The sequence below is a fragment of the Erwinia typographi genome, assembly GCF_000773975.1.
Classification (GTDB): Bacteria; Pseudomonadota; Gammaproteobacteria; order Enterobacterales; family Enterobacteriaceae; genus Erwinia; species Erwinia typographi.
Window position 1 is genome coordinate 116,197 of record NZ_JRUQ01000018.1, and the last position, 24,969, is coordinate 141,165.

The 24,969-nt window shown below is 51.8% G+C and carries 28 protein-coding genes and 2 pseudogenes; 1 reads left to right on the top strand and 29 read right to left on the bottom strand.

Going from position 1 to position 24,969, the window contains the following annotated elements; translation table 11 throughout:
- Positions 1-7 precede the first annotated feature (7 nt).
- The 17 genes from NG99_RS04695 to NG99_RS28000 all read right to left on the bottom strand — a co-directional run bounded on the left by NG99_RS04695 (position 8) and on the right by NG99_RS28000 (position 9,136).
- Positions 8-466 carry a hypothetical protein gene (locus NG99_RS04695; RefSeq protein ID WP_034888904.1) on the bottom strand — a complete coding sequence of 153 codons (459 nt, stop codon included), beginning with the start codon at positions 464-466 and terminating at the stop codon, positions 8-10.
- A gap of 1 nt (position 467) precedes the next feature.
- Positions 468-866 (bottom strand): gp16 family protein, encoded by a 399-nt coding sequence (locus NG99_RS04700; RefSeq protein ID WP_034888906.1) that lies wholly within the window; start codon positions 864-866, stop codon positions 468-470.
- 146 nt (positions 867-1,012) lie between these two features.
- On the bottom strand, positions 1,013-1,525 hold the full coding sequence (locus NG99_RS04705) for a hypothetical protein (RefSeq protein WP_157032550.1): 513 nt from the start codon (positions 1,523-1,525) through the stop codon (positions 1,013-1,015).
- A 32-nt stretch (positions 1,526-1,557) separates the two neighbouring features.
- The gene (locus NG99_RS04710; RefSeq protein ID WP_034888910.1) at positions 1,558-1,824 is read right to left on the bottom strand and encodes a hypothetical protein; all 267 of its coding nucleotides are present in this window, start codon (positions 1,822-1,824) and stop codon (positions 1,558-1,560) included.
- Positions 1,811-2,122, bottom strand: a complete 312-nt coding sequence (locus tag NG99_RS04715; RefSeq protein WP_034888912.1) for a hypothetical protein — start codon at positions 2,120-2,122, stop codon at positions 1,811-1,813. Before NG99_RS04715 ends, NG99_RS04710 begins: the two co-directional genes overlap by 14 nt.
- The gene (locus NG99_RS27985) at positions 2,119-2,616 is read right to left on the bottom strand and encodes a DUF4406 domain-containing protein (protein WP_072017533.1); all 498 of its coding nucleotides are present in this window, start codon (positions 2,614-2,616) and stop codon (positions 2,119-2,121) included. Before NG99_RS27985 ends, NG99_RS04715 begins: the two co-directional genes overlap by 4 nt.
- 217 nt (positions 2,617-2,833) lie before the next feature.
- Entirely contained in the window at positions 2,834-3,541 is a 708-nt protein-coding gene (locus tag NG99_RS04730) for a DUF2786 domain-containing protein (protein ID WP_232298170.1), read from the bottom strand.
- On the bottom strand, positions 3,534-3,713 hold the full coding sequence (locus NG99_RS04735; RefSeq protein WP_034888918.1) for a hypothetical protein: 180 nt from the start codon (positions 3,711-3,713) through the stop codon (positions 3,534-3,536). The genes NG99_RS04730 and NG99_RS04735 overlap by 8 nt, the downstream gene beginning before the upstream one ends.
- A gap of 81 nt (positions 3,714-3,794) precedes the next feature.
- Positions 3,795-3,998 carry a hypothetical protein gene (locus NG99_RS27990; protein ID WP_072017534.1) on the bottom strand — a complete coding sequence of 68 codons (204 nt, stop codon included), beginning with the start codon at positions 3,996-3,998 and terminating at the stop codon, positions 3,795-3,797.
- On the bottom strand, positions 3,979-4,227 hold the full coding sequence (locus NG99_RS04740; protein WP_332308331.1) for an ANR family transcriptional regulator: 249 nt from the start codon (positions 4,225-4,227) through the stop codon (positions 3,979-3,981). The genes NG99_RS27990 and NG99_RS04740 overlap by 20 nt, the downstream gene beginning before the upstream one ends.
- A complete protein-coding gene (locus NG99_RS04745; RefSeq protein WP_034888922.1) occupies positions 4,214-4,738 on the bottom strand; it encodes a host-nuclease inhibitor Gam family protein in 525 nt (174 codons plus the stop codon). Before NG99_RS04745 ends, NG99_RS04740 begins: the two co-directional genes overlap by 14 nt.
- Positions 4,728-4,940 carry a hypothetical protein gene (locus tag NG99_RS29090; RefSeq protein ID WP_157032551.1) on the bottom strand — a complete coding sequence of 71 codons (213 nt, stop codon included), beginning with the start codon at positions 4,938-4,940 and terminating at the stop codon, positions 4,728-4,730. Before NG99_RS29090 ends, NG99_RS04745 begins: the two co-directional genes overlap by 11 nt.
- Positions 4,941-5,153: 213 nt before the next feature.
- Positions 5,154-5,378 (bottom strand): hypothetical protein, encoded by a 225-nt coding sequence (locus tag NG99_RS27995; RefSeq protein WP_072017535.1) that lies wholly within the window; start codon positions 5,376-5,378, stop codon positions 5,154-5,156.
- A gap of 2 nt (positions 5,379-5,380) precedes the next feature.
- Positions 5,381-5,863: a hypothetical protein gene (locus NG99_RS04750; protein WP_034888924.1), complete on the bottom strand. Its 483-nt coding sequence runs from the start codon at positions 5,861-5,863 to the stop codon at positions 5,381-5,383.
- A gap of 64 nt (positions 5,864-5,927) precedes the next feature.
- On the bottom strand, positions 5,928-6,851 hold the full coding sequence (locus NG99_RS04755; RefSeq protein WP_034888926.1) for an AAA family ATPase: 924 nt from the start codon (positions 6,849-6,851) through the stop codon (positions 5,928-5,930).
- A 10-nt stretch (positions 6,852-6,861) separates the two neighbouring features.
- Positions 6,862-8,901: a Mu transposase C-terminal domain-containing protein gene (locus NG99_RS04760; protein ID WP_034888927.1), complete on the bottom strand. Its 2,040-nt coding sequence runs from the start codon at positions 8,899-8,901 to the stop codon at positions 6,862-6,864.
- A 1-nt stretch (position 8,902) separates the two neighbouring features.
- Positions 8,903-9,136 carry a helix-turn-helix domain-containing protein gene (locus NG99_RS28000; protein WP_072017536.1) on the bottom strand — a complete coding sequence of 78 codons (234 nt, stop codon included), beginning with the start codon at positions 9,134-9,136 and terminating at the stop codon, positions 8,903-8,905.
- A gap of 182 nt (positions 9,137-9,318) precedes the next feature.
- Here NG99_RS28000 and NG99_RS04765 point away from each other — a divergent pair, with 182 nt between their 5' ends.
- The gene (locus NG99_RS04765) at positions 9,319-9,891 is read left to right on the top strand and encodes a hypothetical protein (RefSeq protein ID WP_034888966.1); all 573 of its coding nucleotides are present in this window, start codon (positions 9,319-9,321) and stop codon (positions 9,889-9,891) included.
- Between the two features lie 155 nt (positions 9,892-10,046).
- Here the strand turns inward: NG99_RS04765 and NG99_RS04770 are convergent, their stop codons facing one another.
- From NG99_RS04770 to tssK, 12 genes and pseudogenes are all read right to left on the bottom strand, one after another.
- Positions 10,047-12,800, bottom strand: a complete 2,754-nt coding sequence (locus NG99_RS04770; protein ID WP_408606388.1) for an ImcF-related family protein — start codon at positions 12,798-12,800, stop codon at positions 10,047-10,049.
- A gap of 11 nt (positions 12,801-12,811) precedes the next feature.
- Complete coding sequence (locus NG99_RS04775) at positions 12,812-13,939, bottom strand: hypothetical protein (RefSeq protein ID WP_052130555.1); 1,128 nt, start codon at positions 13,937-13,939, stop codon at positions 12,812-12,814.
- 318 nt (positions 13,940-14,257) lie between these two features.
- Complete coding sequence (locus NG99_RS29095) at positions 14,258-14,443, bottom strand: hypothetical protein (RefSeq protein WP_157032552.1); 186 nt, start codon at positions 14,441-14,443, stop codon at positions 14,258-14,260.
- A gap of 307 nt (positions 14,444-14,750) precedes the next feature.
- Positions 14,751-15,107, bottom strand: a complete 357-nt coding sequence (locus NG99_RS29100) for a hypothetical protein (protein WP_157032553.1) — start codon at positions 15,105-15,107, stop codon at positions 14,751-14,753.
- Between the two features lie 351 nt (positions 15,108-15,458).
- Entirely contained in the window at positions 15,459-15,932 is a 474-nt protein-coding gene (locus NG99_RS04785; protein ID WP_034888930.1) for a hypothetical protein, read from the bottom strand.
- A 3-nt stretch (positions 15,933-15,935) separates the two neighbouring features.
- Complete coding sequence (locus tag NG99_RS04790) at positions 15,936-18,020, bottom strand: kinase (protein WP_034888931.1); 2,085 nt, start codon at positions 18,018-18,020, stop codon at positions 15,936-15,938.
- Between the two features lie 14 nt (positions 18,021-18,034).
- Positions 18,035-20,386: a type VI secretion system Vgr family protein gene (locus NG99_RS04795; RefSeq protein ID WP_034888932.1), complete on the bottom strand. Its 2,352-nt coding sequence runs from the start codon at positions 20,384-20,386 to the stop codon at positions 18,035-18,037.
- A gap of 79 nt (positions 20,387-20,465) precedes the next feature.
- A pseudogene (locus NG99_RS29870) lies at positions 20,466-20,627 on the bottom strand (YiaA/YiaB family inner membrane protein); the annotation flags it as partial.
- 331 nt (positions 20,628-20,958) lie between these two features.
- Positions 20,959-21,189 (bottom strand): annotated as a pseudogene (gene tssD, locus NG99_RS04805) (type VI secretion system tube protein TssD); the annotation flags it as partial.
- Between the two features lie 36 nt (positions 21,190-21,225).
- Positions 21,226-22,917 carry an OmpA family protein gene (locus tag NG99_RS04810; protein WP_034888933.1) on the bottom strand — a complete coding sequence of 564 codons (1,692 nt, stop codon included), beginning with the start codon at positions 22,915-22,917 and terminating at the stop codon, positions 21,226-21,228.
- Positions 22,914-23,594, bottom strand: coding sequence for a type VI secretion system protein TssL, short form (gene tssL / locus NG99_RS04815; protein WP_034888934.1), 681 nt, complete (start codon positions 23,592-23,594; stop codon positions 22,914-22,916). Before tssL ends, NG99_RS04810 begins: the two co-directional genes overlap by 4 nt.
- On the bottom strand, positions 23,591-24,931 hold the full coding sequence (tssK, locus tag NG99_RS04820; RefSeq protein WP_034888935.1) for a type VI secretion system baseplate subunit TssK: 1,341 nt from the start codon (positions 24,929-24,931) through the stop codon (positions 23,591-23,593). Before tssK ends, tssL begins: the two co-directional genes overlap by 4 nt.
- Positions 24,932-24,969 lie beyond the last annotated feature (38 nt).

Sequence of the window (24,969 nt, forward strand, 5' to 3'; positions counted from 1 at the left end):
GTCAGACTCAGAACAGGCAGCGCTGGGCCTGCTGTGGTTGCGGCTGGCGACGGGTAGCCATCAGGTGCCATGCCCAGGTATTAGCGAACCCGTAGCGCGGGGCTGTCAGGGTCAGCGCCATACGGAGCGATTCGCCTTCTTCGAGCAGCGCATCCACATCGGCAAAAAAACAGCGGTTGCGCCACTCGCGCAGCGCCCTGGCACAGCGGGGGATCTCCAGCGAGCTGTCGCCCGCAAAACGCTGCACCAGCTTGCGGGTGTTCTCTTCGCCAATGACCTCACTCAGCATCGACAGGCGGCGCTCTCCCGCACCACGCAGATCACGCTCGCCACGACTGAGGGGAAAGCAGACGCCCCCGAAACGCTCAACCAGCGCCTGCGTAGCCTCAAAGCCGATCAGGCTGGCAATCGTGCGCGCCGTTTCCGGCAGCAGGTCTTCCATTGATTCGAGGTTGAATTCACGCATATTACAGCCTCCCGTGACGCTTCGCGTCAACAATCAGCATCTGCATCAGCTTACGCACCTGATCGTCATTCAGCCACTCGACGGGCTTTTTCTCGCCCAGCATGCGCTCCACGATGCCGTCCAGGTAATCCCACGGACGGCCAGCTTCGGCCAGCAGGGCCTCAATTTTGCTGAGCATTCCCTTACGCCCCGTCGCCACGCGCGGACGTCGACCATAAGACGCGGTTGGCGCGAAGCCTACTGTGCGCATGTACGTGACAACTTTTTCAAGCTCGGTGGCCGAGCAGTCACTTGCTGAACGTTTACCGGTCAGCCGGGCCAGCACATCGCGGTAAGTATCATCATCCCAGCCGAGGCGGGATTTACCGGTATGCACAATGCGAATAAGGTTACATTTCATCGCTGCACCTCAAAATAAAACGAAAGGCAAAAAAAACAGAGAGCCTGAAAACAAAAAAGGCCCCTCATGGAGGGGCCTCTAAAGGCTGAAAAATGCTTGTATACGCTATTTGCGTAAGAGCATTGGATCACAGCCAAGGAGAATTGTCAATTAACAGCAACGGTACTCAAGGGGATATCAACACTGCACGCCTTTACAAATTTTTCAACAGCACCAGTTGAACCATCCACATCCCCACTGGAACTAAATTTGCCACCTTGTTCAGTCTTAAAACCGAACAGAAAACGCTCTTTGGCATTATGGAGTTCTTTTATGAGTATCTTAATTGAATCTGTGGGGCCATCACCTTGCATTGCAAAGGACTTCTGATTCCGAATTACGGATACTCCACTCAGCCTTACACGGGGTGAATTATCAATTTTGATGTACATATCGGAAAAAATACCTTCTTGAATTTGTGACACATCCGCAGCTTCGATGTAGGAAGCTGTTAGAATGTTGTTCTCACACTCGAAGGCTAAAAATCCAGCTTTTTCAACTTCGCCAACCATTACCACTTTCTTTGCATCGTTGAAAATGTCATCCTCAAACTCAGTCATCCACTTAGCGTAAGCATTGGCTGCGAGCGTCATGCCAAAAAGTAACGTCATAGTTACCAAAGTTATTTTCCTACAATACATAATTTTATCCTTTAATTTGGTTCCTTAAATACTGCCCCATCAACAGGCAACCAACGAACAACATACTGTGAAATATTCTGTCGGGTACTACGGCAGATCATCGTGCGGATTGGCACATCAACAAACGCCCACGTCAGCCGGGGCCAGCCCTGACGCACAAGCTCATCACTGACTTCACACACGGCGCAAATCGCTTTGCCTGCGCCGGTTTCATAAGCTGAATCCAGCACCTCGTCAGGGATATCGCCATTACCTTCGACCCAGTTAAAACTGTTCATCGTCCAGGCCCTCCATGTACTCAGGCAGGGGCATCCAGCCAGCAATATGTACATCGTCGTCATCGTCGTACCAGCCAGAATGCTCACTGCAGCTACTGATAATTATCGCGCCATCAGTCAACTGGACCAGTAACGGTGTATGATAAGGCGGCTCCTGGGTGGCATCCCGCCACGCCCACCGCTCGTTAAGGTCACTGAAGGCAACACTTATCAGCTGACCACCAAGAATGTCTGTACCGGCACTGACTGCAGGCTCCTGACCATCAGGGAAATTAACCACAAACGTCATTTTGCTCATTTCTTTTTGTCTCCGTCAGCAATCACGCCATTACAGAGGTCCACGCAGCCCTGACAGATGTTGCTGGTCTGCCCGATTATCATCCGTCCATTAATGGCCGGGACTGCTCTCAGACAAAAACCACAGCGATAAGCCAGTGCTTTTTTGGGTAATTCCAGCTGATGCGGAGCACATTCACCCATCGCATTCAGGTTTTCGCTGAAAAAAGGTAATCCCAGCAGTCTGGCCTGCACAGCTTCCTCCCTCGCACCTTTGCTGGCAGACCAGCCCTCAAGCTGATAAATGACGTCCGCCGTTGCCAGCATCTGGAGACTCAACTTCATATACTGGTCATGCGTAAGGCCATCAGGGAGTATCGCCGGATTCAGTACCACTATGCCCGCAGCTTCAAGTTTCTGCGCTTCACGGTTAAATTTGGGGCGGTTAAAATCTTCAATACCGGTCATTGGCCCGGAAATAAACACCACCGCCGGACGATCAATTGCTGTATTCATACAAATTTAAACCTCTTCTTATGCCGCTCTGCCGCCTGCTTCATCGCGGTCTGATCCGATTTTTTATAAACACGGTGATTGTGATTATCCCAGCACTGCCAGCGGGACACCGCTGGCAGATCACGCCGTTCAACCACCGTACTGCCATCATTGAGGTGATAAACCCGGCGCTCGCCGTACCCGATGTGCTCACAGCCAGTAACGCACAGATACATGGCTACCTCCCGATGACCAGTGGCTCCTGGGTGCCACCATTAACGCCGTGGTGAAGCCGGGCATTTTTCCCCTGCTCGTAACCAGCCCATGATGCATCGTTATCCCCCCGGCATGCTTTCGCCTTACGGGTGTCCATATCCCCCATACCGCGCTCCTGTCTGAGGTGCAGGTGATAACGCTCCATGAGGCTCTGTTCTTGTGGTGAGATCTCAAACTTATGGACAGCGTAATATGCTCCCGATACCCAGCCCTCACAGAACTGGTCGGCACGCGCAACAGCCGTGGCACGCTTACAGCGTTTGCAGTATTTATGCTGATATTCTTTGCGGGCCTGCCTCAACTGCCGCCCAAGCACATCAAAGGCATAGGCAGCAATTTCAGCCCGCTCACCCGGACCATAAAATTTCACCACACGCTTAAACGCATGAGACCGCCAGACCTGCGTGAAATAGCAGTTAACGCCAAATGCCCGACAGACCAGCGTTGATAAATCAGCAACCCAGCCCGGAACTTTGACGGCATCACTTGGCGCACCGGCGCTGGAACACTCCTTAACTTCCGATAAATCAACGTCGGCCTCGCTCAGGCCATATTCCCGCATGAAAGCCTGAACTTTCGCCATTGCACTGGCTGCTTCTGCCGGGTTAGACGTTCCACGGGCCAGCCGCATCAGCTTTTTGATTTTGGCGAGATACTTGTCTTTATCCACCGCACATCTCCATTTCATCAATCGCCACAAACTGATTGAGGACTGCACCACAGAAATGGCATTGCACGATAATGTCGATCTGCTGCGGGTCATGCGCCGCAGCCTCCGCTTTCAATTCCAGCACTGCCGTGCGCTCGCAGCAGGGGCAGACTGAATCGAGAAGAATATTCATTAATTCATTCCTTAAGTTCAGGCGTAAGCAGTCCCCTGACGGTTTACGCCATATTTAAATGATGATTAATTTCGCTTTAAATCAGACTGGCTTAATTTCGACAGGCGTTAATGAATCAACACTTGTAAAATAAGGCTGCACATTAATCTGAACAACCGTTACCCCCTTTACATCGCGCGCGATGTCTACCGTATGAACTGGCACACCACCACGCAGGGCAGAGCAGGACTGATAAATAAAGTGACTACCAGGCTGATAAAGCCCATTAAACTCGCTGGCGTGCATTTTTCCTCCCCTGAGTGCGCTTCACCGCCGCTGCGCAAAACTCGTTACGCTTTTCAGCCCAGTCACTATTCTTGGAACAACATGGCGCATGCATTGCCTTAAACCAGAGGACGGCGGCATCGCTGTAGCGTAACTCCCGCTCAGCCTTAACCGCCCCAAGGGCGTAGGCCGCATACTGATTCATTAACCGCCCACGGGCCGGATTCATGGGCATATCACACCCCAACATCCTGCTCAAAAGGAACAATGGCAAAGTCTTCAATGCCTGATTTAACCGTAATACCCGCCACCCCCTGAACCGCCAAAGGCTCGTTGAGGATAGCCTCTTTGTTAATTTCTTCTTTGCGCCGGATAAAGCGATCAAGGCCCAGGCGCATCAGCGTTTCCAGAACAGAGTCTGCACCCCGAATGGATACTGACGGCGGGCGATTACGCCACTGCACCTCACCTGTGACCAGACTGGCCGTCTTGGTCTTGCCGTTATTCGTCAACTCATCACGATGGGCCTCACACCAGCTTTGGACGCCTTTCTGAAGTAAATCAAGGTCCTTTTTGATAACCTCAATGCCTGGCGCATAGCGGTCAGTTATGGCACCAATCTCATCATTCATCTGCGTCTCCGTCCGGGCTAACTCCCGACTCAGATCGCCGATTTTGCGGATGTCGCAGATAACATCATCTTTAGACTGTGGTACATAAACAGACGCTGCAGCTTTAATACGCTTTGGTTTAGCTGACATGATAAATTTCCTCTTTAATTAGCTTTGCTTTGTAATGTATCCGGTTAAATTCCGCCGCCAACTGCACCGCATAATTAACGGTACTGGTGGCAATATTCATTTCAGACACAGTATGGTCATCGGGATTGACCTTAATTTCCGGTGAAACAGTAAAAGCAGACTCTCCGCAATCAACGTCAATGTATATTCGGACACCCATCATTGACCTCACGTTGCCGATTTGCGTGACATGCCGGGCAGTTACAGCCGGGCGTAGACCGCCCCATATCAACCAGAGCCTTCTTTATGGCATTACGGATAAAGACCCCGTGTATAACTTCATTATCTGACCCACTATTGGCCCCGATACTCACTATATTTATTTCGGTTTTTTCGCCAACATCATGAATTCTGACAATCAACTCAACAGTCATAATTAACCCCAAATAACCCTGCAACCATCAATACTCGACACCCGAACAAACTGGCGGGTATCACCTGAGACTTCCATAATTTCAACGCTTGGCCACAGTTCGTCACTAAACGGGTGAGTGGCATAGACTATTGGCAAAACTTTATGCCACCCGGTAACACGCCCACCATGCGAATGGATTTCAGCTTTAGCGCGGGAACGGCGGCAATTGATAACCTGCTTTTCCATGATTAAAACCCTCCGTTCTGAGACGCTTTGCCCAGCAGCCGGGAAACCCGTTCCATTGCCTGGCTGAGGTTTAGGAGTACCGCCTTCAAATCAGCATCCCGATGGCGCTTAGAAGCGCGGCGCAACTGGCGATAACGGCGCTCCGTCGCGTGAATAGCGCGCACCACATCATCGGCCCGCAAAGCCACTTTCACCGTCGGGAAATCATCCATCATCGGGTAATGCAATGGCTGCCGGACGCGCTTAAGCACCATGCGCTCCATCTGGCCCTTTTCGCGTGGCTTAAGCGGTGACCGATATGCATGATCGTCTAAACGGTTAGCCATACAGAAATGACAGCCCCCCCAAAACACATGCAGATGATCGTCAGATTGGCCGTCCTTAATGACTTCAACCCGTTGCCCATCGATACTGCTCAATAGCGGAGAGTACCAGGCGCTGCTGCCAAACATAACAAGCCCACGAATAACAATTCTTTCGTTCATACTATTTCCCTTATTTAATTAATATTTGTATTTGCATTAATAAATTCGATATATGAAATCACACTCAGTGAATTAACATCTGCGCATAACTTTCAATTAACTTCACGCTGACGCCCTGATTATTGATACCGCTGGCGCGAACGACACCCCGTGCCAGCTTAAACATGCGGCGATAGTTGCCTTTTGAATATTTAAGGAATGCCTCTGCGACACCCGGCACCGTAAGGGCGCTGTGGCCGTTGCTTTCTACTGGCAGGAGACTACCGAGAATGGCGTTAAAATCGTCGACCTCGGTTTTCACCTTGTGCGCTTCAAGGTCCAGCGCCATGCCCACCCGGCTGTAGAGCTGGGCGAATTCACCGCGAGAGCCTTTCAGGTTAATCAGCAGGCGGGGCATCCCCGCCAGTACGATGGCCACCCCTGACCGGTCATGGATACGCCGTAACACTTCAAGTGCGCGATAGGGCAGTAACTCGGCCTCATCAATCAACAACACCCAGCCCGTGCCTGTCAGCGCCTGAATGCATTCTTCACTGAGATCGTGAATGTTACCCGTCTTTCTCACACCGAGACGACTGCATAACTCCTGCAGCAAGACCTTGGCGGTATAGCCCGGATCGGCTTCAATCAGAATGGCCCCTTTGTTGAGGGCAACATACTGCTTCAGCACCATGCTTTTCCCCATACCGGCTGGGCCATAGATAACACCGATATCGCCATCCATGTGGGTATTGTCAATTAACCCTGTCGCCAGCCCGGCCAGCCTTGTAGGTACATAGGTTTCTTTCACTTCACGGCGCTTTGCGCGCTCCTCTTCGCGGTTAATAAGACCCGCCAGCGATGTCTCAACATTGCCGATGTTGCCGTTGTAAGTGCCTTTCAGGTACTGAGAAATAACCGCTGTGCTCAGCCCCGTTTTGGTGGCCACCTTTTTTTGGGTGTAGCCAGACCCCTCCAGCAACTGGATTAATTTTTCTTTCACGTTCATTTAAATAACCTTAGCGGTGATTACCGGCTTTCTTTAAATCGTCCTGAAACTCAGATTCGAATAAATAAACTTTGTCAGGTTCCTGATTAACCTGCTTAGCCGCGAACAAATTAAAATCAATGTCCGGCTGATGCTCGATAACCGGGCGCAGAGAATCTTTTGCATCCTGGATAACAGCCTGACCACGCTTAATCTGGCGCTGGGCGCGCTCGTTAAGCGCTTTCTCCATCCTGGTCAGTGGTACTGGCGCATTGGTGTTACCGTTCCATATCGCCGTACAGACATACGTGCCATCCTGCCTGCGGATATAAACTTCTTTAGCATCAAGTGGGTTAAAGGCGACGCGCACTTTCTCCTGGTCGACCTCAATAAGCTCTTTGGCAAAGTAAAAGTTTGTGCCGAGCTGAACCCATCCCCGCGCCGCAGTACGTATTTCCTCTGGCAGGAACATATCGTGTAACTCACTGGCGGTAAGGTACTCAATATCGTCACCCTCAGTGTCAAGTACGTGTTTGCGGTAAGCCAGCGGAGACATATATCTGCCGTTCACTTTAGGCAATGCGCTGTGCTCATGGGACGTGTTGTAGGCGTCAATCTCCTCCTGTATAGCCGCCGTCAGCGCCTGCCAGTCTGGAATAAGCCCCAGCGTGCGTTTCTGGTCGGTGGTCAGCTCTTTACCCTGGCGCAGGGCGTTGGTCAGGCTGACCATTTTTTTACTCATGACCCGCTGGTGCTCAGGGTCAACGTTGCGACCGTTGTAAGTGGAAAACCGGCGGGCTAAGGCGATTGGCACAACGCCATTAAGCCGTTCAATGATACCGCGTGCCTGTGGATTACCAGGAATACCGGTCATGTGATTAATTCCCATACGGGGAAATATCCCGGTGATATCGGCATCAAGCATATTATTTTTTTCACCGCCGCCATTGTCGGAATATATAAACAACGGCTTTCCGTACTGCTCCATGCCGTGGCGATGAGCCTCAGCAACAGCATAGCGGTTCTCCGACAGCGACAGACTCCAGCCAACTATTACGCGTGACCGGCCATCAATAACCAGCGTCAGCTCCGGCGTAAACGGGCGGTTATAAACCGGATGGAGCACCTTCATATCGAGTGACTTACCATCGGAGATCCACACGCCATTAACCGGCATGGCCGACCAGTCGCGCTTGCTGTAAACGTCATAGGCTCTGGCAGCGGAACCACTCACACGGCCCTCCATGCGCTTATAAAGCGGCTCTTTTTTGAGCATACGTCGCACAACGTCGTAAGAGGGGATCGCGGCCAGCACCGCTGGCTGATCGTGATACTGCTCTTCCCACCATTTTTTGAACTTACGCCAGGTGGCTTTGATGGAATCACCCGTTGGCGTACCGTAATAAGCCTTGAAGGCAATCCACCAGGCGCATTCATCGGGCTGCAGCTTTTTTGGCTGACCTGGCGCCAGCAGAACAAGACGCTCAAGGCTGTTTGTAGTTGAGTGATAGAGGGAATACCACTCCTGCAGGCTACGAACGCTGACGCCGGAACGTTTACCCTTGCGCGCATTGGCCATATCAACAGCCTCCCGCAGGCGCTCAGATTTAAAGCCAATCCGGGACTGCTCAGAAATGTAAGCAATAGCACCAGACCGCGTTTCTTTAATTCCCTCCAGACTACGCAGGCGATCAACCTCCATCACCAGCACACACCGGGAATCAGCAATGTTGCGCTGCTGCGCAGTCAGACCATCGGCCTCACGCTTCGCCAGTGCAGGGCATTCCTGCATCAGGATCAGCTCCTGCTTAGCCTTAGCCACCACACCGACAGAGGGCGCAGCCTGACTAACATCCGCAGTCCCGACGACCTCGCGATAAAACCGTTGCTTAACAACATCACGCGCAGCTTCAGGCAGGCAGTCGATGTGGTACTCAAAAGCCTTGGTTCCTTCACGGCGACGGACCAACTGAGGGCAACCTTCAACCCGCTTATTCAGAGTGAATCGCAGCCCCTGAACAGTACCAGGCAGACCGGGTAAGCCCATCATCTCATTCACTGTGGCAAACATGTTACGACGCCTTTCTCATATAACGACTTGGCCAGATCCTTGCCGGTTCTACATTGAGAGCAGACGCAATAATTCGCTCACCTTTTGGGTATGACCGATAAAGTGCATTTTTAAGCGTATCAGGCCCCAGACCTGCCTGAGAAGACAGTCCCCGCATGGTCACTCCCTGCTTATGGAGAGCGGCCACAATGTCGATTCGGTGCCAGTCAGCGCCAATAACTTCTTTTCTTTCCATCTTTCGATTATCCTAAATAGTTAACCGTGCGGATAACCCCAGCGGCTTATCCGTCTGGATAAGAGTATTGATCCACATAAGACATAAGTAAAGAAAATAATTCATTTTCTTTTGCCGCATATGGATCATCTTACCAAGGGGTTACTTTGTTATTTAAATTCAACCTGTTAGAGGAAAGGAAAGTGACTCATAAAAAAGAAAGCGAATTTTCTTTTGGCGATACAGGCAAAGAAAGTATTGCTGACAGGATCAGGAAGCTCATAGGAAAGCGGAGTGTTAGAGCAGCATCACAAGACTGGGGGCTGTCGTTCTCCACATTAAACAATTATTTGAGCAGAGGCACGGAGCCCTCTCTCAATGTGGCAACAAAAATTGCTAGTATGGAAGGGGTATCTGTGGACTGGCTTGCTACAGGGGAAAATTTACAAGCTGTCCCAATGAATGAAGCACAACGAGAAGGTAAGTCTGACGAGCTACTTCGCACCACTTGGATGGCGGCATTTGAATTCATGGGAAGAACTGAGGCCGAAGCATTGCTCAAGATCATTATTAATGGTGGTGCTCGTGGGCTTATAAAGCTTGCTGACAATGAGGCGAGCCTTGAAGAGGCGTTCATGCTTCTCCCTCCTGAACTTAAGGAGCGTGCCATTGCGCTTGTTGACGCTCACATAGAAGCCAAAAAGGGGGCATCTGAAGGGAGTAAATTCGACAGGGATATCAGTTCAGCAGATGACGAACAGCGAAAGGTGAGCTAGGGTAGAGATCGGGAAACAGCTCCAAACAAAATTATAGTTTACCGCCTGATCTCCGCTTAAAAATTCCGCAACGGTAAGTTATCAAAATCCATTTAAACACTATTCAAACTGAGTCAAACTACAATCATTCCAATGCAAAATAGATCGCAAAAAAATCATTTTTCAGTCATTTTTTTGGGGCTAGTGCAAAATCCATAAATCCCGCCAACGCCGCGTCGCTCAAGGGCTGACGCTGAATTCACATGTTCCCGGATCAGTGCAGAAATGATTAACACCCCATACTGGTTCAGCGGCTGAACAAAAAACGTCTGACCAAATCCGCTCCACTCTTCACCGAGGCTCGCCGCCATCAGGCTGCCGTACTGCTGCGTGTCGGTGAGATCGACACTTTTCCCCTGAAACACCGTTTGCGCCAGCTTCTGCAGCATCTCCTGCGGATCCGGTGCGGCAGCCACCTGTTGCAGGCGCAGGCGCACACGAGTGATGCGCGTCAGGTAGGTTTGCAGGCTCAGCGTGCTGTCGGCGGCCATCAGCTGTGCGCCGCTGCTTTTGCCCATCAGCGCCAGCAGGGGGCCAAAAGTCGCATCCAGCGGACCTTCCGGCCCGATGACCTGTTGATCAATCGCTGGTTTCTCTTTCTGGCTGATGAGATCTTTTGCCGAGTTAATCAGCTTGTCCGACAGCGCCGCGCGCTTCTGCCCGGTCTGTCCCTGCCACGCCACCGTGTTCATCAGGGCAATTAGCGGCGACTGGCGCACATCGCTGAGCAGCGTCAGCTGGTCGATGACGTCAGCAATATTATTGGCCGGATTGAGGCGCAGGCTGTTGAGGAAGTTTAGCCAGCTGGCGGCAAAATCAGTGAAGTAGCGCTGCGTCAGCCGCGCCGCCAGCGCTTCCGGCGAGATGTCCTGCGAAACCGCGCTGCGGCGGCTATCGCTCAACACCCAGTCAATCTGGTCACGTCGCGCACTCGCCGCCTTCTCAATTTCCTGACGCATACCGCCTTCCCAAGCCTGACGGGTAAACATGCCTGGCACCGTTTGATCGCTGGTAAACAGGCGGATCGGGTCGGTGCCCGGCGCCATGTCTTCCAACGAAACGTCGGCGTAGTTGCGACGCACCGCCTGCAGGACATTTTGGTATAGCGTGCTTTCAGCATTACGCTGACCAATCTGTTGCAGCAGTACCAGACGAACCTGCCCCAGCAACGACAAATCTGGCTTGATCTGCCACTGCGGCTGCTGCGGCAGATTCGCGGCATAAAAGGCCCACAGATCCGGCGACAGGCTCTGCCATAGTGCCGTTGAAATGCCTTTACGCTCTGGCTGAACGGCCTTCATGATCTGCACAAAGAAATCGGACTCTGCACGATTCGGACGTGACATCATCAGCCAGGCTTTAAGCTGGTCGTAACCCGGCAGCGCCAGTGCCGCGCGCAGCGGGCTGCCGGGTGGTAAATCGGCCAGGCGCGTCAGCTTCGCTTCCAGTGCTGTACGGGCCGCCTCGCGGATCAAGCGATTCTCCGCCGCGGCATACCATGGTAACAGCGCGGTATGCAGTTCCTGCGTGTGGCTCAGACCAAACCGCTGATACCAAGGTGAGCGATGCGCCAGCCAGTGTTGCTGCAGACCGAGATCGTTGCGCAGGCTGTGAAGCGCGATTAGCTGCGCATCATTAACAGCTGGATTGTTCATCAGTGTCTGCGCTTTATCCGCTGCGCTCAAAATCTGATAGCGGCTGATGCCAAACGACACCATCATGCCGCTATACCACAACAGCATCAGCCCCATCAGCGACCACGCCAGCACCCGCTCCCAAGGTAAGCCTGTGCTTCTGCCACGCATTTTGTCCTGGCTGATGCTCTGCCACATAGTGCTGTTGCTTATCGCATGAGGATGCACTCCGGTCGCTGAGGCAGCCGCTTCCGGCAGGCTGAATATCAGCCCGCGTAGCGGTATTTTGCGCTGAAAATCGAACCACGGAGCCAGCCACTGCTGCCATTGCTGGCTTTGCTCAGCAAGCTCCCTGGACAAGCGGAGCAACCAGTCATGGCTGGCATGTTGTGAAATCTGCGTCATACCCTGCTCGCGCAGCAACGGAATGAGGTTTTCTATCTGTACGCGAACGTCATCAGGAACCGCGCGGGCGCTGAAGGTCAGCCCCGGCGCGTATTGTTCACGTCCATCCTGCGACCACGCACTGTGACCGATCTGCCACAGCCAGATCGGTGCCTGCCAGCGCAGGGTAGCGCTGATTTTCTCCAGCGAGCGTCGGTAAGTATCACTTTGCTTTGAAATAAGTTCTTCATGCGGTTTTAACAAATGAACAATACCGTCCAGCGGGCGGTTATGGCGTAGTTTGCGTAACGCTGCGAGTATTTCTGCATCCGGTTCGCTGTTCAGGCTACCACCGTAAATCAGCACGGTGCGGTTGCCTTCCAGCCATTGCTGACTCGATAAGTTGGGAACCAACACATCGATGGCAGAGTCTTCACCGGTTACCAACAGCAGGCGCACCTTACCGCGCCAGAAGGTTCGATAGCGACTGTGCAGGTGCCGTTTAAGCTCCTGCGACAGCGTCTGAGTGAGAGACTGCGAGGCAATGTATTTCCTCGGAGCGGGAATATCATCGCCGCCAGCGCCTTTGAGTTGTACATCAAAGCCGGTTTTACCGACCTGCCGCATCAACAGAACACCCGCCACAGCAATAATGGAGAATATAACGGCGACGGTTAACGTAGCTGCCATCCAGCGCTGCTGTAAGGTGCTTTCACTGATTAATCCGACGCTGTCGGGATGCTTCCAGCACACAAACCACGCCAGCAACGCCAGTGCAGACAGCAGTAACATGATCAGCCCAAACCAGAACTCGGCTGATTTGGGCATTAATTTTGATAAGAAGCGTTTCAAGTATCCCTCTCCTACGGTGGCATAACGGGTGAAACCGCCATGCTCCACATTTCATCCGTTGAATTGTTCCCGGTAATAATCATCTGGGGAAGTTGGGTCAGTGATGCGGCCTGGAAAGCCGCGGCAATCGCCAGCCAGGGCGCGGCGGCACCGGCATGGCCAATTGAAATATCCGGCGTGATTATGTTTTCCGTTTCCACGGCTTCAACCGGAAAAGCCTTCACAATGCTGAAAGTAGAGAGGTATTGTTCCTCCGTTACCCCAGAAATCCAGAGATGCTGCACAAGGCCACTTTTTAGCGGGACATTATCCGCCGCCTGTTTCAGGCAAGCGGCGAGATCGTTTTCACTATCCTGATCGGGGCGATGCAGCAGCCCGGCAGGGCGGAGCTTATGTTGTGTCAACCGGTTGCCCAGAAGCAGCACAACGCCTGCTTCAGCAGAGTTTTTTGTCACTAGTGGAGCAATCTGGATCGCGATAACAAGAAGCAGCGCGTCATCGGCGATTCGCTCATCCAGCCACTGGTTAATAAAAGCAACGCCTTCTCCGGTAATAAACTCAACTGGATGGGTTATTTCGGCTTCGCGAAGGGCATTGGTTATTTCTATTTTTACTTCACTGATGCTGAGCGATGAGGAAATGTTCAGCGCTATTTTTATCGTTTTCTTCGCACCCAGCTTTTCGAGCTGTGCGATGACGGAAGGAAGCAGGTGGTTAATGGTATGGCACATTACCGTGTACGGTTCATCGAACACCTGTGTGGCGATCTGGCTGTGATTAACACAGCCGTTTCCCTTTCTGTCATTTTGCGCGCGTCTGGCCGGGGTGTTCGCCATGATGGCTTCCAGCGGCGTGGGATGCGCGATATCCGGCGAATGGCAGGTAAGGTACTCTGCCGCCAGAATTTGCAGCACCCGGCGGCTTTTTTGAGTTTCCTGCAGCAGCCACTTCTCGCGCTGATTATCCTGCCCATTGGCAATAATGTGTCTTGCCAGCCAGGCAAGTAGATAGCTAATGAAAATCACCAGCCAGATCGTTACACCGCCGCCGATTGCAAGCCACCAGAGAATATGTCCCTCAATGGACTGGCCTGATAACCAGGTTATAATTGCACTCAGTGCCAGAAGAACAGCCAGCAAGGTAAGCCAGCGCACAAATGCAATGGGTTGTGGACGTGGTGATATGGGTGGGATTTTTTTTAGTGAATGCTTTGGATTCTTCATATAAACACTCAGCCAGAAAATGCTTTATAAATAACTAAAGTCGCATAGCGAAATGCTGCGACATTTAAAAAAAGCAGATGGTTAGTATTTCTAATGTTTTCAGAACTTACTGCAATCCAATCACTTCCAATCTATTACCATAGAATTAAATAATGTATTAATTTCATTCAAGAAACTAATTTTATCTTTCTGTGAGAACAGTACAGGCTGGAACCATAAACGGCAGCATAATTATTATGAGAATAAAAAATCGTCTTTTACAATAGCAACACCTCCTCCTCCTTTACCTTTAAAGGTGATATAAAAAATAACAACACCCCCGAGAGATTTGGGAAGGAAAAATATTTTCACACCCGGCGTTAACTTGCCAACACATTTATACTTATAATCTCCATCAATAACAGCGGAAATCATTCTCATTAACTCATATTTATCATAATGACACGTTCTACTTTTTTATCCTACACTAAATAACTGACTCTACCTGTAGCATAAGCTGCTGATGTTAAATTAAAACACTTTCTAACTCATTTATAATAAATCGGAGTTGGATTGTCACGACAACCTGTTTTTCTAAAAGCATTTTCAATTATTGGAGAATCAAATGCGCTACTATCGAATATTATAGTTTCACAAAATTTTATTTATTTTTCACGAACAATAGACATCAATAACAAAGAAAACATTACTAATAAGTAGTTATTCCTCACTCGACGCCCCCTTGAATTTAATGGTTTAAATTGTCATTTATCAATATTTCATCATTGAGTACATAAAGAGCATGTTCAAAGCAGGGCCATCTAATATCATCGAGACCATGATGCTTAATAATGAGACTTCGCGGTTTGTAAAGGTTATATTCATATTCTTTTTTATCCATATCAATCAGGCCTTTACCAACCATACTAAACTTTCCTCCCGTCCCCGCATCCTCCTGCCTCGTCACCATGGTGCAACTCCCTTTAGCAAGAGTCATGCTGACAGATAAAGGAACAGTACTGGTATGCAACTCATTAAGCTCAAAAATAGCAGTGACATTCCACCATGCCATGAACCTGCAGCGTTGATCGGAAAGCCACGGCATTCGTCCGACTCATCCATGCCGCATCAGTTTCTGTTGCCAGGTTTGGGAAATCTTCAGGCTTACTCGATTGCTCTTCTATCCCGCTCGCGTCTGGTAATCACCAGCAGGAGCTGACTCAATTGCTTAAGCAGATGGCGAACCTGAGAATCAAAATTTGTGTAAGACACAAATTTTAAATTACTACTCTTAACATCCCTTTCAAAGCAATAATATTCAACTCAATTGAATTTTCATTCTTATATAAAATACCGCATGAAACCCATTATTTATTACATCATAGATATATATGTAACTTATTTTAAATATTCTCCTGCGAATACAAAACATTACCTAAATAACCCAAAGAACGAACTAAGGATATCTATTGAAATACCACGATTTGTTTTTATTACACGATTCAAAATTACTATCATTTGCTGGATCAAAATCAACATCAGTTCCTTTCAATTTTCCGTTAGAGAGATTCATTAAAACCCCTTGACTGCTACCAATGTAAGCATAGTTACTTAATTTTAGATACTCAACATCAAAAATCCCTTCACTAATGCCTTTCTGAAATTCCTTATGGTTATGGCTCAGTTCTATTAATATAACGTTCGTATCTTGTGGGTTACCCTCATTTATTTTCGTTGGCTTTCCCCATATAACAATCTTAGAGCCATTACAATTAACATTATATCCATTAATCATGGTATCTACGGTGATCACTCTCGACACCCCATCTTTATTTATCGATATTGAATTCTGATTCTCCAACTTAAGTTCCATTGAATTTGAATACAGTGAAATAAAAATTAATATAATTGCTGTTGTGATTTTATACATTGATTAGTCCATTAGAATGAATGCGATTCTACTAGTTTGTATCCAACGGAGATCTGCTGCATTATAACCACCATTGATAGAATAAGTTATAGATCTGGAATGATTTAAGGAAACGTCTAACTCTTTTATCTTCACATTTATTGGTCTAAACCCTGTTGCACGTGATCCTGCAATCCAATACCAACATCCTGCATCGATACAATTATAAGGAACAGTTGAAAGAAGTTGCGGTTCTAAAATAACCGGCGCTTTAGATAAATTCACTGGATTCCACCATTGATGTTTAAATCCTTTGTAGCTCATCGGAAATTTATCCAATTCAATCCATCCTCTATACCCCCAATATTTGCTATAGTTTTCCCTGCCAGTCAACTGTTTCATACCCCGGCCTCTAAATTTTGGCCCATCTCCATTTTCTATATTTCCTAGCCGGCCATTTAAATAATCAAGATAACCACCAGTCGCAGGATTATAATAACCATTATCCTCTGAAGAAAAACTTAAGTGCGACGGATTTTTTGCAAAATTTGCAGAACCTTCAATCATTAGGGAAAGCATACCAGACTCAATTGCACCTTGCCCGAAGAAGTGTGATTTTCTGGTTGGCGTTATAATAAAGTATTTTTCAAGACAGTTATTTATAATCTCTCTGTACTTCTCTCGGATCTGCTCTGGGGTTGTGCCAAGTTTTTCTAATGATTTTACAGGATACAGACTGTCGGGATAGATTTCTGCAAACTCATCTTTTGAGTACCAATTACATTTTCTAAAAGCAGAAATGAATGCTGATGGTTCAAAATGCCAAACTCGTTTTTTCGGAACTTCACCACTAATACATAAAGCCGCTGCATGGTTTATCAATACCCCACATGCTTCATCATTCATCGGCGGGTCAACAGTTTCATTTTTTTCCTTAAGCCATCCTAAACGATCAGCTAATGTAGATGAATCCCACTCAAAGGGAAACCGGCAAACTAATCGACTTCTTTCTTCCTTTTTAGTCCTTAAAACAGTATTTGAATTGCATTGACTATTCATATCAGAATCATCCATAACGAGAGTCCATCCCATCCAGTGCGGGAAGTCTGCATCGCTATACTTCTTGATTTCAGGTGACGAAACATCAATAAACCCACTACCGCCAGGGTATTTAATGTTTAACCAATAATGTCTATCAGGATTAAGCTTAGTGTTTTCCTGATTCAATATTCGCCCAAACCTTAGCAGTTCATATCCAGTGGATATTGACTCAGGATAGTCAGAAAGGGCTCGTTCATACATATTTATCTCATTTATATCATTTTCATCACCGACTTCTTCACCTATAACCTCAAAATTTCCTCTGAGATAATTTTTCTGACGCGTTGTGACGGTCCGAGTATTCCCATCAATCTTAACAGTTACAAACAACTCCTCTTCACTCGTATAAATAGTACTTGATTGATTAATTATTGTTCGACCATCTATTTTCTGGCCTTTGTAAAAAGAGCATCCTACAGGGATATAAAAATGAACATCGCCGAAAACAACATCACTCCTTCCATCTTTAGTTGTATCTAACAATGGCTGAATTCTTCCAACAATTTTCTCTATTTCCGAATCTTCACAATATATTTGCATATGAAAGGCATTCACACCGTCGACCATCCCCAAAGAGCCCAATGCATCTTTACGATGGATATTCCCCCCAGTTTTAATAGTGGGCTCCAAAAACTTTAGGTGCATATACAGTGAGTAAAAAACAACCTTCCCGTTTAATCCGCTACCGATCTCTGTCTCATGTTTCAACAACACATAACCATCATCGCTACCTTTCAACGGGGCGACATTGATATTAAGTGGAGGTAAATCTCTTTTAACGTATCCAGACGGAGCTCTGAATGAATGAATAGTGCCATTCGCAATTGCACGCACTTTGTCGTTTTTACTATTTTTATCTGTATGCATGATGTGAATACCACCATGCCAGGAATCCACTGAACTCACAGGAAAACTACGACTTGCGTCAGAAGTCATTACCCGGTTTATCCAGGCCGCATCTGTTTCCGTGGTGGTTCTTTTCTTTAGAATGGGTGGACTAATAATCATTAGGTGACTCCCTGTCAGGAAAAAATAAACTTATTTGATGGCTCCTGGTTTTCTGTTGCCAGGCTTGGGAAATCTTCAGGCTTACTCGATTGCTCTTGCCTGTCGTATTGTCCTGCTCGCGTCCGGTAATCACCTGCAGTAGCTGACTCAATCGCATTAGCATCTAGCATGATATAACTCCCACCACCGTTCAGCGTGATCTTCTTCTTGGCGATGATTTTGATTTCATCTTCGGTGCTGATAATGCTGATTTCTCTTCGTGCCAACAGTTCCATCAGGTCGTTTTGCGCCTGCAGCTGCACCGGTCCCTGATTGGCAATCAGCCTGATGCCCAGCTTGCGCACGAACACGCTCAGTGCATTGCCCACCCCAATAAACAGGTTTTTCATCACGCTGACGTCGGCATTCTTTCCCGCCGTCGCCACCAGATTCTGCGCAGCAGAAAGTTGCAGGTGCTCGCCGCTGGTCAGCGCCATGCCATCTGGCGCGCTTACCAGCAGTACCGACCTTTTCAGTTCCTGCACCTGCTGCTCCAGCAGGGCTATCTGCGCAGGCAGGTCTGCCGGGTTCGCCGTGGCTTTTTGCGCGTCGCTGGATATCTCCGTCATCTGTTCGCGCGCCTTGTTCAGGTTGCCCAGCGCAGCCTGCATATCCTTCTGCTTACCCTGCGCACCTGCCTGCCCGTCCGCGCTGATAAACAGCCCTTTGTTTGCGCGGATTGCGCCCCAGCTGTCGGTGCGCAGCTCGAAACCCTCGCCACGCAACTGCCGTTCGCCGTCCACCAGATGACCGAGGTTAAGCTGGCTTTTGCCGCCGTATTCGGTGCTGAGTTTGATGTGCTCCTGACCGCGCGTGTCGTCCAGGCGCAGCTTGTTGTTCGACGGCGTGCGCAGCACGTTGCGTTTGTAGTTACGGATGGTGACGTGGTCGGCGCGCGACGAGTCGTGCAGCACACCGGCAATGTACGGACGGTCCGGGTTGCCGTGCTCGAAGGCTATCGCCACTTCGGTGCCTGCCAGCAGCGGCAGATGCAGGCCGTAGGTATCGCCAGCAAACGGTCGCGCCTGGCGCACCCACAGACTTTCGAAGCCGCTTTCCCAGCCCGCGCGGTCAAACAGCATGTTGACGCGATAGCGTCCGTCGCGGTCGATGTGCCCGTAGGTGTCGTTGGTGGTGGTGCTGGTGATGCGCGCCGGTAAGGTTCCCGCCATCACCGGGCGCGGGGCGGGTTCAGGACGATAGCTGTAGCGCCCTTCCGCCGGGATGCCGTGAAATGCGGTTTCCATGCTGCTGTCACGCGCTGCGCGGCAGACCAGTGAGGTGATGACCACGCCAGAGCGGAAAACCTCTGCAACGTCAGCGCCCCCGCTGACGCGCATCGCCACGCCCGGCATCAGCGAGGCGCAGCTTGACCTGGCGCTAAGACTCGTCTGGCCGTTAAGGTAGCGCTCGTGGCGCAGGCGGGCGTAGAACGCGCCGCTTTCAGTCGCCGGGCTGGCGCTGTACTCCTCACCAGGCTGCAGATAGTTATCAGCCCAGTGATAGGCTTCGCCGTAGGTAGTTTCATCGCCCCCGGTGACATCGGCCTGCGCGTTCATGTCCGCCGTGGCGTCCCGGTAGTTGTAATCGCGGGTACTGACCATTTTCTCGACCACGCGGAAACGGCTTTCCATCGCCCACACCGATTCCACGCCGCTGTCATACAGTCCCGATGGCGGCACGGCTGGCAGCGTCAGGCCGGTCACGTAGCCCTGCGGGTCGTCGTAAAACTCCACCACGTCGATGTTGAGCTGCGTGTCTGTGGTGAAGCGAAACCAGATGCCGACCTCGGCCAGCAGGCGCGAGACAAAGCGCAGGTCATCTTCGTCAAACTGCATCACCTGCTCGCGTTTCGGATAGTCGCGGCTAAGGTTAAACAGGAAATCTTGTCCGCGCATGCCGTGCCGGTCGCGCAGGATGCCTTCCACAATCTGCGGCACCGACATGTCCTGCCAGATGGCGTTCTGCCGGGTGCGCGTCAGCAGCGCCAGACGCGGCTGCAGACTGATGGCGTAGCGTACTTCATCGGCAGAAACACCAAGCATATCAAAGCTGGTCACCACGCCCTGCACCACGCGCAGCGGGCCGGCCTTCTGCAAGTCGGTGAGACTCTGTGGCGCAGCCTGTAGCGTCAGCGACGCCGTTTTCAGCAGCATGGTTTCGCGACTGATGTGCCTTTCGGTGCTGGTAAAAACGATTTTCCAGCTGAAGGGCGCGCTAAGCGCCTCAGCGCCTTCGAAGCTGAGCACATCCAGCGGGGCATTGCTGTCAGTGACCTTCAGCAGGTGGTGGCTGTGGTTGAAGAAGGGAATGGCCTTTCCTGTCATGGTGAAATCCTTTTAAATCGCCGTCATGGCGCCACCTTAATCCCGCCACGGCGACAGTAGCGGGAAAGTCCGGAGAATGTCAGGCCTGAGGTTCCTGGGTTACCTCAGCAGCGTTGTCAGTCACCCTGTGCATGCTGTCGCGGGTGTTCTTCTGTACGGCTACGGCACCGAACAGCGCCATAAAAAATGACACGCCGTAAAATCCTTTCTCACTCGGCATTAATGTTGCTTTCCACAGACCAGCGTGCCGCCCAGCATAGCGATCCATGAAATAGCGATAAAAGCAGGCGAAACAGGGATATTTTGGGTTTTCATGCACACTCCTTGCCATTAGAAAAAAGTACGTCACGTATTAAGAAAATGAAGGTGCCTGTGCGCGGGACGGGTTGAGGCGTTGTGGCAGGCTGACTGACGGTCCATAGCAAAGTTCTCCTGATTGGGGGCACGCTACCGCCCCTCGCCGTGAACCAAAGCGTATAAGGTCAGCAGGTTTGATGATGAAAAATGACTTGTGGCTTCAGCCGGTGCGGATGCAGCCACATGTCAGTTTGTGAGCGGCGAAATGGCCGCCCCTACAGCGTCAGTACGGATCGGGCAGTGGCGCGCTCATTCCACGAGTCGGAATGAATAATGTTGCCGTCTTTGTAGGTCCAGGTGATTTTTTCGTAGCGCAGCTCAATCTGTTCCAGATGGTTGTGCTTCTCTTTGGATGGGTCCTTGACGTCGTGCATCATCGGGTTGACCTTCGCCACCTTCACGTTCTCAAGCCTGGTGTTGAAGTACTCCACTTCCTGACCGCCGTCATCCTTCAGCCACAGATAAACCGGAATTGCCATGTGTTACTCCTTTTCTTCATGATTGCCGTCACCATCCTGTGATAACGAAGGGATTGCGCCCGACGCCCGACAGGCATCCACCTGCGGCACCAGACTGATTTCAACTCGCCGGTTGGCCGCGCGGCCTTCGGCAGTGTTGTTGGTCACCATCGGGCGACTCTGACCGAAGCCCTGCACCGCGAAACAGCTCTCATCCACGTCGCCGGTGTCGCGCAACCAGTCGCGTACCGCTTCCGCACGCTTCAGAGACAGACGCTGATTCAGCGCCAGATTGCCGGTATCGTCGGTATGACCCGCGACCACAATCAGCCAGCCAGCTCTGGCTTTAACGTTGACCAGCGCGTTAATCAGTACTTTGGTCGAGCCGTTTTTCAGATCGGATTTGCCGGAATCAAACAGCGACATCGCATCCAGCCGCACCAGTGTCGGCTGCGTTTTTGGCTTCGGCGCAAATTTGGGCCTGGCTTCCGGTATCCAGGTACTGACAGCGCGCAGTACCGGCAGATGCAGATGGCCCCCCTGATAAAGTCCTAACCCCAGACGCAGCGGTGCGCCCTGACGGGCATAGCCGTCGAGCTGCTTTGCGTCTTCGCGCAAAACGTTGACCGCCGCCAGCTTCGGCGCGTAATCCGTCATGGCGATGCGGTAATAGTGCTCAAGGTCAAACGCAATGCGGCGGATCAGCGACTGGTTGTTCCAGGCCGCCACACACAGTGCGATAACGACGGCAATGGCAAAGGCGTTCAGCGCCGCGCGCAGCGCACGGGTGCGCGGCGTCAGGCCGCGTCCCTGTGGCAGCAGCGGGAGGATAAACTCAGGAAGAATGGCTGGCGTATCCGCTACGACACCGACGCTGCTGATGGCGGTATGCTGCAACAGCCACGCGCGCCACAGCGAATCGTTACCAGAGCCAGAGATGCCGGATTGCAGCAGCAGCATAATGGCGCCGGGCGTAACAGAGGCGACATCGGTATGCGCCTCTGTCAGCACGCGTAGCACCTGCTGATGAGTCCACGCATCCAGAGTGTTGAGCAGAATTTGCTGCTGCATCGCCGTTGCGCCTCCCGACTGCAGCCATTCGCTAACGCCGCGCGGCGAGGTGTCATCCAGCCAGATTTGCGGGTTGTTTCCCGCCAGTTGAACCTGCCACAACGGTTCAGTGCACTGCGTCATTTCACCTGCAATGCCCACGTTAAGCAGCAGCGGCAGCGCCTGCCGGGTTTCACGGCGCAGCAGCGCGATTTGCCAGCGTAGAGCGAACAGGTCATTTTCCAGCGCTGCGTTGTCATGCTGGTGATGCGGACTGATGCTCAGGCAAAGTGAAATCTGTCGACCCCAGTCGGGCCGCATCAGCAGCAGTTGACGGACGTTGTGCTGCAATTCGCTACTGTCACTTACGAGGATAAAGCAGCCCTGCGGCAGAATCCGTACCGGCTCCTCATCGGACAGTCCACTTTCGCCGCAGCACAGCACCACTGGCTGACGAAACGCGGCGTCCGGTAAATCACTCCATAACTGGCTGGCCGCTTTCGCACGGCGGCGCGGCAGCTTAAATATCATCACGCCGATAATCAGCGTCACTGCCAGCAACAGCAGAACGCCGGAGCTACGCGCCACCGGCAGAAACAACAGACATAGTCCGGCGGTGAGCAGCCCTATCCAGAGCGCCAGCAGACGCTGAAGCACCAGCGTCATCCTTTCACTCCGGGCAGCAGCGTAGTGATGAGGTGATCGAGCCAGTGATTAAGTCCCATCCACAGCGCGGCCAGTAGAAGCGCGGTCAGTCCGAGTCGTGCGGGCCAACTGCTTAACCAGCCCGTGCGCAGGCCGACGTTCGCCAGCGATAGCAAAGGCGCATCCGTCGCGCGCGTGAAGGCTGGCACGCGTTTAGTCAGTGCGCGCACCAGTTGCTGACGCGCGGGTGCGTCAGCAGACGCATAGCCGCCGAGAAAGCCCAGCAGCATCACTCGATGAAAACAGGTCAGCACCCTCTCGTCGGCCTCCGGCTGCGCCAGCACCTGCTGCATGCGATCGCACAAGGTTTCACCTGCGTCCATAGTCTGCAGAAAATGGCCCTGCAACGGCCTGTGATACCACTGCACACAGGCGTCGTCCTGCACGCCGCGCCCTTTCACCACCTCATCCAGCAGCGCGCACTGCGCCAGCAGCACGTCATGGCAGCTTTCGCGGCTGACACCCGCGTTACGCAGCGTCAGCTGCACGCGCTCCGCATCATTAACGCAGCGTTGCCACAGCGCCAGACCTTCGCCGTCGGAAAAGTCCGGGCCATGGCGCAGACTGATTACCTGCAGCCAGGTGTTTTGCAACAGCGCATCAATGTCGATAGCTGCGGTTTGTGGTTTCTGGCTCATGATCTCAGTACCGCGAAGAGTTCCAGTTCCGGGTCACCCAGCGTGCCGGGAACGTAAAATATGCAGCTGCCGCTTTCGAGCATCGCCCCGGCCGCCGGATGCGACAGATCCAGCGAGAAATACTGGTTTTCCAGACGCAGCGGAATGACGGCCGGCACATGACTGAGCGACTTCAATGGGATACCCAATTGCGAGCTGTTGACCAGCGCGATAACGTCATCCGGACTGCCCGCTTTACACTGGCGCGGGAACTGCTCCTGCAGTTGTGCCACCGACAGCGGCGAGCGTACCGACAGGTAGAAATCGGCCTGTTCGCGCAGACGCGGATCGTTGAGGCGCGCCTGCCACTGACGCAGTCGACGATCGTGGGTCATTTCAATCGCCACCATGCGCGACGGCAAGCTGGCTTCCAGCAGCGTGCCGAGCAGGCTGAACAGGGGCGGAAAGACGTCGTTCAGGTCGTCATGGCGGTAAGCCGGAATGGCGCTGACCTGATGCTCCAGCGAAAATGTCAGCAGACTGCCTGCCAGCCGCGCCAACTCCGGATAGAGTCGTTCCGGCGGGCTTTGCGGGTGGCGCAGAAAATCAGCCAACACCGGTTCGGCACTGTTGAGCGCGTTTAACAGCCAGAACAGCGACACGTCAGCAACAGCAAAATCGGCCATACGCTGATTGCTTTCGCGGCGCATTGCCATCAGACGCACCAGTCGCGCACGCAGCTGCGTCACCAACAGCTCGAGCGCAGTCACCAGCCACGGGCTCGACTGCAAGGTCAGCAGTGGCGGCAGGAACTGACTGTCCTGCGTCCAGCCGCCCTGCGCATCCTGCTGCAGACGGGCCACCGGACAGGTCAGCCAGTCGCCGTTGTCCTGGTGTGCATAACGCAGCGTCAGCTCTGGCTGCAATATCGCAATCTGACGGGTGTCATCCCCGAACAGGTTACGGATATCGCGCCAGCGCTGGCGAAAACGCACCGGACGTTCGGCTACGTCGCTTTCCTGCAGGCAGTTGCCGCCGTTGGCATAAAGCTGCGGCAGTGCCAGAACCACCGTCACTTTCTTCTGCTCGGCTTCAAGCGTCAGCGTGGGTGGCAGCGGATCGGCGTTGTGCGTATCAATCAGCGTGCCATCGCTGAAGCGCAGGTGCAGACGGCGCGGCTGTAGACGCCCGAGTTTTAGCGCTTCCGGCTCAAACTCGGCCTGCAGCACGCCCCACGGCTGGTTGAGTCCCATACGCGCGATGCATTCGCTGTGCCACGCCTGCCAGGCGGACTGCTGCTGAAAGTGCTGGGGCGAGATCATGGTGCCCCGCCCCCAGAGTGGTTGTTCTGTTTTCATCTCTGAGTTTCGCCTTACGCTTTCGCTTTCGGCATCTG